Below are 13,848 nucleotides of genomic sequence, written 5' to 3'. Positions count from 1 at the left end.
CTCTTGGTTGTAGTAAGGCTTAAGCCTGGTTTCGGCAAGGTGGGGATGGGCAGGAGTGCGGTATTTAAGTCCAAGGTGGCGTTTGCCAGAGCAGCAGAGTCAGCTTATTAGCGGTACTGAGTGGAGTAAAAAGATGGCCTTACCGATCAGCTTGGAAGCCTTAAGAGTCCTGGATGCGATTGAGCGTCGAGGTAGCTTTGCGGCGGCGGCAGAAGAGTTGCACAAGGTGACTTCGGCTGTTTCCTACGCGGTACAAAAGCTGGAGCAGGATTTGGATATGCTGCTGTTTGATCGTCAGGGGCATCGCGCTCAGCTGACTCCCGCGGGAAAAGTGTTGCTGGAGCAAGGCCGGGCCATTCTGGAAGCGACAGAACTCATGGTGGAACAGGCCCGGCAGGTAGCCAATGGTTGGGAGTCGCGCCTGAGTTTGGCTGTGGACTGTGTGATTCCTGTGTTACCGATTTTGGAGACCTTAGGGCGTTTTTATCGGGAATCAGGCGCTAATACCGACCTACGTTTACAGGAGGAGGTCTTAGGTGGAGGTTGGGATGCGCTGGAGTCTGGTCGTGCCGATATGTTGATTGCGCCCTTGCTGGCGGATCGCGGCCAGGATATGCCGCGGATTGAACTAGGCTATATCCACTTTGCCTATGTCGCAGCCCCTGATCATCCGCTTTGTCAGGAACCTCAGCCCATCACGCCAGAGCAGCGACGCCAACACCGTGCCATTGTGGTGGCGGATACTTCGCGTAATCGCCCACCTATGAGCAGTGGGCTGGTGGAGCAACAGGCTACCCTGACGGTCTCCAACTTTGCCAGCAAAATTGCCGCCCTGGAGGCAGGTATGGGGACGGGCTACTTACCCTGTAGCCTAGCGCGGGAGGCCGTGTTAGCTGGCCGCCTGAAAGTATTGCCGGTAGCGGATCCCCGTGAGCCGATTCCAGTGGTGTTAATCTGGCGTCCGGGGGCCAGTGGCCGTGGCCTTGACTGGTTTCGTCGTAATTTGCCTGAGGTGATGCGACGGGTGTTACAGGATGATATGCAGCAACGGGGGCGCGCCAGCCTGTAAGCTGAGTCTCTACAGCTAAAGTTGTAGTTTTTTCGGTGGCTCTTGACGTAAACGTAAACTAAGCTGGCCAGACGCTGATGATGTAGAGCGCAAGGAGCCGTTATGTTTCGTATGCCGATTGAACCTGGGTTTTATGACACCGATGCCTTGGGTCATGTGAACAATACCCGTTTGCCGGTGTGGTTTGAAAATGCCCGCAATGATGTGTTCCGCCTGTTTGTGCCGGATCTGGATGTAAAAAAGTGGCCGCTGGTACTGGCGCGGATTGAGGTGGATTTTGTCGGTGAGCTGTTCTTTGGTGAACCGGTGGAGATTCGCACCTCTATTGAGCGGATTGGCACCTCTTCCTTTGTGGTCTACCAAGAGGCCTGGCAGCAACAGCGGTTGGGGGGTAAAGGGCGTTGTACTCTGGTGCACTTTGACTGGTCGAGTAAAAAGGCGGTGCCCCTGACGGATGAGCAACGTGGCCTGTTGAGCGAGCATCTGCTTGCGCCCTAATGGCTGATAGCGGCTCCCTGCTGGATCGGTGGGGAGCTTTGCTAGTCAGAGGTTTTCCCTCTCCTACCTAACTGCAGGTAGAATGCCCAGCTGGATCAGCGCCAGGTAACTGGCACAGCAGGGGGCTGGGATGTTTAAGACCTATCATAGTAACGACCTGGAAGTACTGCGCGATATTCTGCTACACCTGTTGCAGCGTCCACTGGCTAATCCGCTGCAACAAGAAGTGATTCTGGTGCAAAGCCCTGGCATGTCGCACTGGCTCAAGCTATCGATGGCGGAACAACAGGGCATTGCCGCTAATCTGCGTTTCCCTCTGCCTGCCACCTTTATTTGGGAGTTGCTCTATCAGCTCTTCCCGCACCTTCCCAAGCGTTCCCCCTATGATAAAGAATGGATGCGTTGGCGCCTGATGCGCCTGTTGCCACCGCTGCTATCCCAGCCGGACTTTGCGGTGCTGGCCCATTATCTGGAGCAGGCCCCGGCGCTGAAGCTTTATCAGCTGTGTGGCCGCATTGCCGACTTATTTGATCAATATTTGGTTTACCGTCCGGATTGGATCCTGGCTTGGGAGGCGGGGCAGTCTGCTCCGGTAGACCTGGCCACGGAGGAAAGCTGGCAGCCTCAGCTATGGCGTTATTTAGTGGCGGATATCGAACAGGGTGGCCAGCAGGGGCAGCATCGAGCGCGGTTAATTGAACAGGCTGTGCAGCGTCTGGGGCAGCCTGGAGTCGAACTGGATTTGCCTGAGCGTCTGGCGGTATTTGGGATTAGCGCTCTTCCCCCCGCTTATGTGCATTTATTGCATGCCCTGGGACAGCAGCGGGATGTGCATTTGTTTATCCAAAATCCCTGTCAGGAATACTGGGGCGATATTCTTGACCCGAGCAAGGCACAGGATCTTGGCAGTGTGGGTAATTCGTTGTTGGCCTCGATGGGTAAGTTGGGGCGGGATTATCTGGATTTACTGCTGCCCTATGACCCCACCCCGATTGAAGCCTTTGTGCCCCGGCAAACAGCAGCCACTACGCCGTTGCTGGCGGCAGTGCAGCAGGACATTCTGCAGTTACGCCAGGGCCCTGCACAGGGTCTGCATGTGCTGCAAGCGGATGACCCGAGCATCCAGATCCACAGTGCCTATTCCGCCCTGCGCGAGGTGGAAATGCTACACGATTGGTTGCTGCAGCGTTTTGCCTCTGACCCCAGCTTGAAACCCCGTGATGTGCTGGTGATGATGCCGGACGTGCGTCCCTTCGCGCCCTTTATTGAGGCGGTATTTGGCCAGAGCCGTGATCAGCGTTTTATCCCCTGGGCGATTGCTGACATGGGACTGGGCGTGGAGCAACCGTTGTTGCAAATCTTTATGACCTGGCTGGCGCTGCCTGATCAGCGTTTTAGTCTGAGTCAGGTGATGGACTGGTTGGCGGTGCCTGCCCTGGCGCAGCGGTTTGCGCTAAGCCCGGCGCAGGTGCAGCAGCTGGCGGATTGGTTAGCGCGTGCAGGGGTGCGCTGGGGGCTCGATCAGCAGGATTATCAGCGCCAGGGATTACCTGAGCGTCAGCATCACACCTGGGCACAAGGGCTGGAGCGGCTGTTGGCGGGCTATAGTCTGGATGCCCAGCAACTATGGCAAGACATCTGGCCCCTAGCGGGGATTAGTAGCCAGAATGCTGAGCCGATCGGTGGGCTATGGCGGTTGCTGCAAAGCCTGGCGCAGTGGCGTAGCTGGATGGAGCAAGAGCGCAGCCTGCAGCAGTGGAGCCTCGGTCTGCAGACTTTGCTGGATGAGATGTTCGAGCCGGAGGAGCAGGAACTATGGCTACTGGAACAAATCCGTGCCGCCTTGATGGATCTGCAACAACAAAGCCAACAAGCCGACTATGAGGCTCCGCTACCGGTACAGGTGGTACGGGCGCATCTCAGCAGAGCTTTGGAGCAGCGCGGGGTAGGCCAGCGTTTCCTGGCGGGACAGGTTAACTTCTGCACCCTGATGCCGATGCGTTCGGTACCTTTTCGCCTGGTCTGTCTACTGGGTATGAATGATGGCGATTACCCCCGTCAAGTGCCGCGACTGGGGTTTGATCTGATGCAAAGTCGTTGGCGCCGTGGAGATCGTAGCCGCCGGGATGACGATCGCTATCTGTTTTTGGAAGCCCTGCTATCGGCACGGGAGGGGTTCTATATCAGCTACCAGGGGCGGGATCAGCAGGATAATCATGAGCGTCCCCCCTCGGTTTTGGTCAGTGAACTGTTGGATTACCTCGGCCAGCATAGCCAGTTAGCAGGACAGACGCACGCTGATGGCTTGCAACGGGCGCAGCAAGTGCGGGCTCAGTTGTGCCAGCAGCATCCGTTGTTTCCTTTCGCCGAGCAGTACTTTAATGGCCAGGGGCCCCGCTCCTATCAACATGAATGGTTAGCGGCGGCGCAACGCCAAGCCATTACACCCACGGCATTCTGCGCGGCTCCCCTCAGTCCGCTGGAAAGCAGTGGCACCCTGGAGCTGGATGAATTGCTGAGTTTTGCCCGTGCCCCCTGGCGTTACTTTATGCAGCAACGCCTGCGGGTGTACTGGGGGCAGGAGGCGCAGCAACGGGCAGAAGTGGAGCCCCAGCAGCTGCAGAACTTAACGGCTTACCAGGCACGGGATCTAGGCCTGCAGCTGACTCTGCAGGGCAAGAGTGGGCAATCCTGGCAGCGCTATTTGCATGCCAGCGGCCTCTTGCCGCAGCCGCCGTTGGCGAATCTGGCGTTAGCCAAGCTGGAGCAGAGCCTGGCGCCGTTACAGCAGGTATGGCAGCAGCAGGGTGGGCTGGGGGAAACCCGGGAGGTTGATTTACAGCTGGCAGAGTGGCGGCTACAGGGTTGGCTCAGGCTGCACCAGGGCCAGCTGTTGAGTTTGCGCGCCGGCAAGGTACGTGGTCAGGATGTGGCGCAATTGCTGCTGAGCCAGTTGGTGATGGCGGCGCAGGGGCAGGCGCTGTCCGCCTCGCTTTATGGCCAGGATAATTGCGTGCGCTTACAGGCCGTGACGGCGGAGCAGGCGCGGGCCGAGCTGCAGCTGTGGCTGCAAACCTATGCCGAGGGTTGGCGCCAGCCGTTACCGATCTTTATCGATGCGGCCTGGACGGCACTGCACACTAAGGATGGTTTGACCGCGGAGAGCCTGTATAAAGCCTGGTCGGCACCCTTTGCCGAGGGGGAACAAGTCTATGTGCAGCGTTTGTTCCCCGCCTGGTCGGAGTGTCAGGAGCAGGCCCTGTACTGGGCGGAAACCTTGGTGCAGCCCTGGCAGGAGCGGGTGCAGGTGGAGAAGTTGGCAGAGTTCAATGAGCAGGAGGCCGAGTGATGAGCAGTGTCAATATTCTGGATGCCAGCCGTCTGCCGCTGCAGGGTTTGCGCTTGATTGAGGCCAGCGCCGGTACCGGTAAAACCTACACCATCACCACGTTGTTTTTGCGCCTGCTGCTGGGTTTGGGTGAGGGGGGCAGCGCCCATCCCCGTCCCTTGAAGGTCGATGAAATCCTGGTGGTGACCTTTACCCGGGCGGCGACGGAGGAGTTGCGAGGTCGTATTCGCGATCGTATCGCCGCCGCGCTCTACGCCCTGCAACAGGGGCAACCTGAACCCTTGCTAGCGGCGCTTGATCACGCCGCCCAGCAGCAGGCGGTTATTCGCCTGCGCCAGGCCCTGAGCGGCATGGATCAGGCCGCCATTTTCACTATCCATGGCTTTTGCCAGCGGATGTTGGCGGAGTTTGCCTTTGAAAGTGGCAGTCAATTTGAGCTGGAGTTTAGTGAGCAGGATGCCAATCTGCGTCTTCATGCTCTGCAGGATTGCTGGCGCCATCTGATTTATCCTCTCAGTGAGCCCCAGGCGGCATTGGTCACCCAGGTATTAAGCGGCCCTGATAGTCTGGATAAGCAGCTCAGGGCCTGGCTGGGACGGATGGAGTTGCAGTTATTGCCAGCCAGCCAGTCCAGCTGGCTGGAGTTGATAGAGGCCTACCTGCAGGCATGGCAGCAGCTACAGCAGCAGTGGGATGCCCAGGCCATGCTCGAATGGTTCGACACCCTGGCGTTGGATCGGCGCAGTTATTCCAAAAGCAATCTGCCCAAGTGGGTGGAGAAGGTCAGTCAGGCGTTACAGGGCCCCGCTCGGTTACTGGATAAGGAGCTGCCGCTGGAGCGCTTTAGCTACACTGGGGTGGCGGCCAAGTTAAAGTCGGGCAGCCTGCCCCCCCATCCCGTGTTGCAGATAGCTGAGCAACTGTTGCAGTTAGACCAACAACTGCGCGCGCAATGCTGGCGAGAGGCCTTACTGCTATGGCGTCAGCGTCTGCAGCAGCACAAACAAGCGCTGCAGGTGATGGCGTTTGATGATCTGTTGCAACAGTTGCAGCGGGCTCTGCATCAAACCGGCGGGGAGGTGTTGGCGGCGGCGATCCGCCGGCGCTACCCCCTGGCAATGATTGATGAATTTCAGGATACCGATCCGCTGCAATACCAGATTTTTACCGCCATCTATCCTCCGGCCTGCTTGGCTGGCGGAGAGCAAGGGCTATTGCTGATTGGTGACCCTAAGCAGGCCATCTATGCCTTTCGCGGTGCCGATATCTTTACCTATCTACAGGCCCGTCGTTGGGGCGAGCAGCTCCAGGCCCTCTACACCCTGGATACCAATTGGCGCTCGGCCACCCCTCTGGTGGAGGCGGTGAATCACCTGTTTGCCGCCCAGCCAGCCCCCTTTGTCTATGCCGGGCAAATTCCGTTTCATCCGGTTAAGGCGGCAGGGAAAGCGGATGCCGAGCCGCTATTGCTGGATGGGCAAGCGGGGAGTCAACTCTTGGGATGGCAGTTGCCGGCTGACAATGAAGAAGCCGCCAGCCTAGTCGCATGGGAGATTAAGCGCCTGCTGTGGCTGGCTGAGCAAGGTCAGGCCAAGCTGGCGGGGCGCCATCTGCAGGCCAATGATATCGCCATACTGGTGCGTTCAGCCCGCCAGGCTCAGTGGGTAAGGGCGGCGTTGCAGCAACAGGGCATCGCTAGTGCCTATGTGAGCCGGGAGTCGGTGTTTGCCAGTCAGGAGGCAAGGGAGCTGGCGCTGATACTGGCGGCAGTGCAAAACCCCTGGCATCAGCCCAGCCTGAGAGCGGCTCTGGCCACCCTGTTACTAGGTGCCAGTGCAGCACAACTGGATGCCTGGTTGCAGGATGAACAGCAGTGGCAAGGGCTGGTGGATGAGTTTGTCGAGTACCAGGGACGTTGGCAGCAACAGGGGGTGTTGGCGATGCTGCGCAGCCTGATCTTTCAGCGCCAGCTGGCCAGCCGTTGGTTGGTTGAGCAGGGAGGGGAGCGGCGCCTGACCAATGTGCTGCATTTGGGTGAATTGTTACAACAGGCGAGCAAACGCCTGGTGGGGCCAGCCCAACTGCTGCAGTGGTTGCAGCAGTGTTTAGCTGATCCGGAGCGGGAGGGGGAAGTCGAGCTACGGCTGGAGTCAGAGCGCCAGCTGGTGCAGATTTTTACCATCCACCGCAGTAAGGGGTTGGAGTTTCCGGTGGTCTTTATTCCCTATAGCCAATGGCCGCTGAGCAGTCAGGGTTTTCACCTCAGTCACGATGAGGATTACCGTGCCTGCCTGCATCTGGATGGCGAAGGCAAGGAGGAGGCGCGCCGGGAACAGTTGGCCGAAGATGTGCGCCTGTTATATGTGGCCCTGACCCGTGCCAGCCAGCGCTGCTATCTGGGTTTCAATCCAGAGCATACGAAAGACAATGCGCTTGCCTGGTTGCTGGAGGCGGATGCCAAGGCTGAATTAAAAAGCTGGCAGAGCTGGCAATTGCCGGGCTGGCAATATGCTGAGGCCCAGTGGCCGAGTCCGCAGCAGCAGGCCCAGTGGCGCCTGAGCCAGCCTGATACAGATGCCTTGGCGGCGGCCCAGTTTACTGGGCAGATTGAACGTGACTGGAAGGTGACCAGTTATACCGAGCTGAGCCGCCAGCATAGCGATAAGTGGGGGTTGGATGACTGGCAGGTGGATGTGGAAGTGTTGCCTGAGCGTCGGCCGGTTGAGCCTGATCCTACCCCTTCGGCTTTTAGTTTTCCCCGTGGCGCCCAGGCGGGCACCTGGCTGCACAGCCTCTTTGAGCGTGTGGACTTTCGTCAGCCAGCCCAGTTGCACACCCTATTGCGTGAAGAGCTGGGGTTGCTGGGCTTGGATGAGCAATGGCTGCAACCAGTACAGCAGTGGCTACAGGCCGTGTTGCAAACACCCTTGACTGCTGCCGGTTGCGGGTTGGCCCAGCTGGCGCCGCGCCAGTGCAATGTGGAGATGGAGTTTTACCTCCCGATCCAACGGCTGCGCCCTCGTCAGTTGCAGGATTGCATTGCCCGCCATTGGCCCTTGGCCAGTCAGGGGCCGCAGCTGGCGAGCTATCAGGTACAGGGCATGGTACGGGGATTTATCGATCTGGTCTTTGAACATCAGGGCCGCTATTACCTGCTTGACTATAAGTCCAATCATCTTGGTGAACAGGCTCAGGACTACCTGGAACCGGCGTTGGCACTGGCCATGCAGTCCCATCGCTATGATGTGCAGTTAGCCCTGTATCAGTACGCCTTGCATGCTTATTTGCAGCAGCGTTTGCCCCACTATCAGCCCCAACAGCACCTCGGCGGGGCCTATTATCTATTTCTACGCGGGATGAATGGTCAGGCGGATAGCCCAGGGGTGTTCTATCAGCCCCCCTCGTTTGCCATGTTGGATGACTTGGCGCGATTGTTTAACGGGGAGCTGCCAGCTGCACAGGACAAGGAGCTGAATCATGGCTGAGTCACTTAGCTGCCGTTGGGTATTGGCGCAGTTGGCGCAGTTACATCAGCAGCAACGTCTGCGTGGCTTGGATTGGGCTTATGCCAATTGGTTGGCAGGCTATCTGGATGAGCATCAGGGACGGGTGCTGCTCCTGGCAACCTGGGTGAGTCAGCGCCTGGGGCAGGGGCATGTGTGTTTGTTATTGCATGGCCGGGTGTTGGATTTGGAGGATGATCATCCCCTGGTGCAGCAGTGTCCTGCATCCAGTTGGGCGGAGGCGTTACAGCAGTGTCCTCTGGTGGCGAAGTTGGCCGCCGCCAGCGAGGCCGCTGCCCAGGCCAATCAACCTTTACTGTGGCAGCCACCGCGGCTTTACCTGCATAAGTATTGGCACTATGAGCAGCGCGTCGCGCAGCGTTTATGTCAGTTGGCCAGTCAGGAAGAGGAAGGCCTGCTGCCCTCCAGTCTGCATAGCCTGTTTGGGGCGGCGGACCCTGCCCAGCCTAATTGGCAGCAGGTGGCGGCCGCCATCGCCTTACGGCAGCGTTTGCTGGTGCTCAGTGGCGGCCCCGGTACCGGTAAAACCACCACGGTTACGCGCCTGTTGGCATTATTGCAGGAACAACAAACACGGCGTATTGCCCTGGCGGCGCCAACCGGTAAGGCGGCGATGCGTTTAACCGATTCGATCCGTCAGGCAAAGGCTCGTTTAGATCTACCCTCTGCCTGGCGTGAGCGTATTCCGGAGCAGGCCAGTACTTTGCATCGCCTGCTCGGCGTACGAGGGGATGGTAGTTATCGTTATCATGCCTTGCAGCCATTACACCTGGATGTGCTGGTGGTGGATGAGGCCTCAATGATTGATCTGGCGATGATGGACGCCTTGCTCCAGGCATTACCCGCCCATGCCAGCCTGATCCTGTTGGGGGATCATCATCAATTGGCCTCGGTGGAGGCTGGCTCGGTGCTGGGAGATATTTGTGCCAGCCCGGAGCCTGGTTGCTACAGCCAGCAGATGCAGGCGTATTTAGCTCCCTTGGCGCGCTTACCGAAGGTAAAGCAAGTTGCTCCGCTGACGGATTCCCTCTGCTTTTTGCAGATCAGCCATCGTTTTCGTGCCGATTCCGGCATTGGCCGTTTAGCGACTCAGGTACGTCAGGGGCAATTCGGCATAGGGCAAGAGGCGGATGTGCACTTCTATGATTGGCGCCAGTATGCCTATGCACAATTGTTAGAGGCCTGTGTGCAGGGCTACCAGGAGTATTGGCAAGCTGTGCAGCAGCAGGCGACAGCGGAACAGATATGGGCTTGTTTTGAACGCTTCCGCGTACTGGTTGCCTTGCGTGAAGGGCCCTTGGGGGTTGCTCAGCTCAATCAGGCAATCGTGCAGCGTTTGCGCCGCTTGGGTTATATCAAGACTGAGAGTCCTTGGTATGTTGGACGGCCGCTGATGATTACCAGCAATGACTATCAAACCCAGGTCTTCAATGGCGATATTGGCTTGGTATTGGCGAAGGGCGAGGGTTTGCAAGTGTGTTTTATGCAGGCCGATGGTAGCTTGCGTTGGCTGGCGCCGAGTCGCTTGCCTGCCCATGAAGATGCCTGGGTAATGACCATTCACAAAAGTCAGGGTTCCGAGTTTGAACACACCCTGATGGCTTTGCCGGCGGAAGATCACCCTCTGCTGACCCGGGAATTGGTCTATACCGGCATTACCCGGGCCAAGCAGCAGCTCAGTTTATTTGCCCACCCAGGTGTGTTGGCAAAAGCGGCAGCCCGCCCGACCCTGCGTGACTCAGGGTTGGCCTGGCGCCTGTGGGGGAAGTAGACCCTGCTCCAGCAGAATGTCGATCAGCTCAACAGTCTGTTGGCTGGCAGGCTGGTTGTCCGGCAATTGCAGGGCAACGCTGCCCAAGCGAGGGGGTAACGGCGCCCACTGATTACGGGGAATGTGATGCGCCACCAGCAAAGGTAAAGGCACCAGCCCTTGCGCTACCTGGCCCTGTTGTAGCAGGGCAAAGATGCGTTGGCTGTCTCTGAGGGTGATGAGTTCATTGGGCCAGGGCCAGAGTTGGTATTGAGCCAGAGCCTGCCGGGCTAAGGCGCCGAAGATTTCCTCCTGCATGGGGATCGCCAGGCTTTCGGCGCTATTCAGATCTGCCAGGGTGACTTGTTTAAAACTGCCCGGACGCCATAGTGCCAGAGGAATGCGTACCAGCTCCTGTCCCTCTCCCTGCAGGCTGAGGGTAAAGGCAGGCAAGGGTTGTTGGCTCAGTGGAGCCAACCACTCATGCAACCAAGAGGGGGCTGCTTGGGAAGTAACAAATGGACTCAAGGGCGCAGGTTCGGCCGCTTCTGCTTTGCTAAGGGCGGCTAACAGGGCGCTGCTGAATAAGCTTAAACACAGGAATAGGGGAGCCAATGGCATGGTCGTCAACACGGCAATCAAGGAAGGCGCCGCCATTATAACCAAGCCCAGCTGAGTGAGGCAGAGGCGGAAAAAGAAAAGGCCCTTTCCGAGGAAAGGGCCGCTCCCTAATCTCTTCAGGAGCCAAGTGAGCCAGGGAGGAAAGCGCTTGCTTTCGAGAGCCACTATAAGCCTTCACCCTGGGCTAAAACTTGATAGGCATCAAAGAACGGCGGCTTAAATGACGAAAAAAGCAACAGAAGAATGGATTACCTGGGTGGATCGTGACAACCGGGTGCTGGGCCAGGTGACGCGCCGACAAATGCGCGAGCAGGGTCTGGCCCATCGCGCGGTCTATATTCTGCTGTTTAACCAGCAGGGGGAGCTTTGTGCCCATAAGCGCACTCTGAACAAAGACTTTCGCCCAGGCTGGTATGAGTTAACCGCCGGCGGGGTGGTGGCAGCTAACGAAGATTGGCTGGTGGCAGCGGGCCGGGAGTTAGCTGAAGAGTTGGGGGCTTACCCAAGTCAGCTGTGTGATCATGGTCTGTTTTTCGATGAGGGGGATGGTTACCAGGTGTGGGGGCGGGTGTATTCCTGTCAATGGCAGGGAGAGCTCAGCTTACAGGTGGAAGAGGTTGCTGAGGCTTTTTATTTACCTCCTGGTCAGGCGGCATTGCTGGATCCTGTCACAGAAACGAGTCGCTGTGCATTTTTACACTGGCTGCAACATCAACAGGGACAATGGTTGCCGAATCCAGCTTGCGCCTCGGTTTAACTCTATGATATTGCTACTCACGTTTTTTCGCGGTAGCTGAGGCAGTTTCATATAGAGCGCTCTGAGTAGGGCGTTTGCCACCAGTACTGCGTTAACGCCATTAAGTGACTAACTGCAGAATAAGAAAGGTCGTCATGCCGCGTGGAGTGTGGGACAAACAGTGGTTTCCCGCCTTAGCGCGTCTGTTTGAACGAGTGGAGTCGCTGGGGCGGCAAAGTTCGACATCGCAGGCGCTGCAGCAGGTTGAGCAAGAGTGGGCCCGGTTACGGGAGGCCTTGAAGCTGCTGCATGCTAATGTGTGGGAGTTTGATGCCGAGCACGGTTGGTGGCTCTCCCCCGAGTTACGTGAGCGCTTTGCAGACCTAGAGCCGCACTATTGGCTTGCCCCAGGTCTTTGGCAAGACCGGATGGAAGCCAATGCCTATGAGCACATCTATCAACGTATGACACAAGGCGATGAGTCCCACCTGCAAGGGGTGGAGATTCAAGTGCAGCTACAAAGTCAGCCTGTGACCTTCATTATTCATGCCGTGCGCTTGCGTAAAGAACCGTTACGCTGGGTTGGGGTGATGGAAGACGTTACCCTGATGCGTGCAACCGAGCAGGATGCCTGGCTGGCTAAGCGGGTGTTGGAGCAATGCTCGCAAGGCATGCTGTTAACGGATCGCCATCTCAATATTTTGCAAATCAATACCGCTTTTACTCGCATCACCGGCTATCAGCGCGACGAAGTGCTGGGGCGCAAGCCACGCATGCTTGAATCAGGTTGGCATGGGCAGGACTTCTATCAGCGCATGTTAACTCAGGCGGTGACGCAGGGACGTTGGCAGGGAGAGGTGCTTGACCGTAACAAAGCGGGTGAGCTCTTTATCAGTCTGATGGATGTCTCCACTGTATTGGGGGCTCAGGGGGAGGTCACTCACTTTATTTTGATGTTCAGTGATGTGACGGATCAGCGTCTGGCGCAACGCAAGTTGACGGAACTGGCATATCTGGATGTGCTGACGGACCTGCCGAACCGTAAGCAGTTTGCCGAGCTGTTAGCTTCAACGATGCAAAAAGCCAGTGGCGAAGCGCAGATGGCGTTAGTCCTGCTAGACCTGGATAACTTCAAGATTGTGAATGATGCCTTTGGACATAATGCGGGTGATGCTTTATTGGTGGCGGTTGCCCAGCGGTTACGTTCACAGCTGGCCGGTAGTGGTCACTTAGCCCGCCTGGGAGGGGATGAGTTTGCTCTGATTCTGGAAGGGGTGACTGATCAAGCGGAGGCCTACCAACAGGCGCTGGCATTGCAAGAAGGGCTGCATAATCCCTTTGAGATACAGGGCAATGAGGTCCTGACCACGGCGACGCTTGGAGTAGCACTCTATCCTGGACAGGCGGCGGATGCAGATGAACTGTTACAGCGGGCGGATATTGCCTTATATCGGGCGAAACAACTTGGCAAAAACCGTATTCAGGTATTCGAGCAAGATTTGCAGGGGCGTCATCAAGCCCGCTTGTTATTAGCGGGTAAACTGCGCCATGCCATTGAGCGCAATGAGCTGCAGTTACATTACCAGCCCCAGTTCAGCCTTGAGCCTAATCCGCAATTATTGGCGGTGGAGGCGCTGTTGCGTTGGTATCCGGAGGGGGGCGACAAGCCAATATCGCCAGCGGAGTTTATACCGGTTGCTGAGGAGACGGGGTTAATCATCAATATAGGTCAATGGGTGTTGCAAGAAGCCTGTCGGCAACAGCGCCAATGGCAGCTGCAAGGTTTGCATATCCCGGTTGCCGTTAACCTCTCAGCCCGCCAGTTAATGGATGCTAGCCTAGTGCAACAAGTGGCGAGACTGTTGGAGGAAAGCCATATATCTCCTGCGATGCTGGAGCTTGAAATTACAGAAAGTAGTTTGATGCAGGATGTGGATGATGCCTTGAGTAAGCTGCAGGGGCTGCGTGCACTGGGGGTAAGGCTAGCCATTGATGACTTTGGTACCGGCTACTCCTCTATGGCCTATCTGAAACGCTTACCGATTCAAACCCTTAAAATTGACCGTAGCTTTATCGCTGATATTGAAAAGGGTTATGAAGATTGCGCCATTATCGAAGCCATTTTGGCCCTGGCTGCCAGCTTGGATATGCATGTGGTGTCAGAGGGGGTCGAGACCGAAGCACAATGGGATTTTTTGGCGGCAGCTGGGTGCCAGGCGATGCAGGGATTTTACATGGCTAAGCCGATGACCGCTGAGGCGTTATTAAACTTTTGGTCTGGTTGGAAAAAAGCTGGCTAAA

At 57.2% G+C, this 13,848-nt stretch carries 8 protein-coding genes; 7 read left to right on the top strand and 1 reads right to left on the bottom strand.

The genetic code is table 11. From position 1 onward, the window contains the following. Positions 1-133 precede the first annotated feature (133 nt). The 5 genes from Q334_RS19245 (at position 134) to recD (ending at position 10,211) form a co-directional block, all read left to right on the top strand. Positions 134-1,069, top strand: a complete 936-nt coding sequence (locus Q334_RS19245; protein WP_051527818.1) for a LysR substrate-binding domain-containing protein — start codon at positions 134-136, stop codon at positions 1,067-1,069. Between the two features lie 102 nt (positions 1,070-1,171). Continuing rightward, positions 1,172-1,567, top strand: a complete 396-nt coding sequence (locus tag Q334_RS0113985) for an acyl-CoA thioesterase (protein WP_027313755.1) — start codon at positions 1,172-1,174, stop codon at positions 1,565-1,567. A gap of 130 nt (positions 1,568-1,697) precedes the next feature. Beyond that, positions 1,698-4,916 carry an exodeoxyribonuclease V subunit gamma gene (recC, locus tag Q334_RS19240; RefSeq protein WP_051527817.1) on the top strand — a complete coding sequence of 1,073 codons (3,219 nt, stop codon included), beginning with the start codon at positions 1,698-1,700 and terminating at the stop codon, positions 4,914-4,916. Next, positions 4,916-8,401 (top strand): exodeoxyribonuclease V subunit beta, encoded by a 3,486-nt coding sequence (recB, locus tag Q334_RS0113975; RefSeq protein WP_027313754.1) that lies wholly within the window; start codon positions 4,916-4,918, stop codon positions 8,399-8,401. Before recC ends, recB begins: the two co-directional genes overlap by 1 nt. After that, positions 8,394-10,211 (top strand): exodeoxyribonuclease V subunit alpha, encoded by a 1,818-nt coding sequence (gene recD, locus Q334_RS0113970; RefSeq protein WP_051527816.1) that lies wholly within the window; start codon positions 8,394-8,396, stop codon positions 10,209-10,211. Before recB ends, recD begins: the two co-directional genes overlap by 8 nt. Here the strand turns inward: recD and Q334_RS0113965 are convergent. Then, positions 10,179-10,847 carry a hypothetical protein gene (locus tag Q334_RS0113965; protein WP_027313752.1) on the bottom strand — a complete coding sequence of 223 codons (669 nt, stop codon included), beginning with the start codon at positions 10,845-10,847 and terminating at the stop codon, positions 10,179-10,181. The two genes, recD and Q334_RS0113965, sit on opposite strands and share 33 nt — an antisense overlap. 184 nt (positions 10,848-11,031) lie before the next feature. Here Q334_RS0113965 and Q334_RS19235 point away from each other — a divergent pair, with 184 nt between their 5' ends. Then, positions 11,032-11,568 carry an NUDIX domain-containing protein gene (locus Q334_RS19235; protein ID WP_051527815.1) on the top strand — a complete coding sequence of 179 codons (537 nt, stop codon included), beginning with the start codon at positions 11,032-11,034 and terminating at the stop codon, positions 11,566-11,568. A gap of 134 nt (positions 11,569-11,702) precedes the next feature. Beyond that, positions 11,703-13,847: a putative bifunctional diguanylate cyclase/phosphodiesterase gene (locus Q334_RS19230; RefSeq protein ID WP_051527814.1), complete on the top strand. Its 2,145-nt coding sequence runs from the start codon at positions 11,703-11,705 to the stop codon at positions 13,845-13,847. Position 13,848 lies beyond the last annotated feature (1 nt).

This window comes from Balneatrix alpica DSM 16621, from assembly GCF_000619885.1.
Taxonomy (GTDB): Bacteria; Pseudomonadota; Gammaproteobacteria; order Pseudomonadales; family Balneatricaceae; genus Balneatrix; species Balneatrix alpica.
The sequence above is the reverse complement of the archived record's forward strand: the minus strand, read 5'-3'. Positions and strand labels throughout refer to the sequence as shown.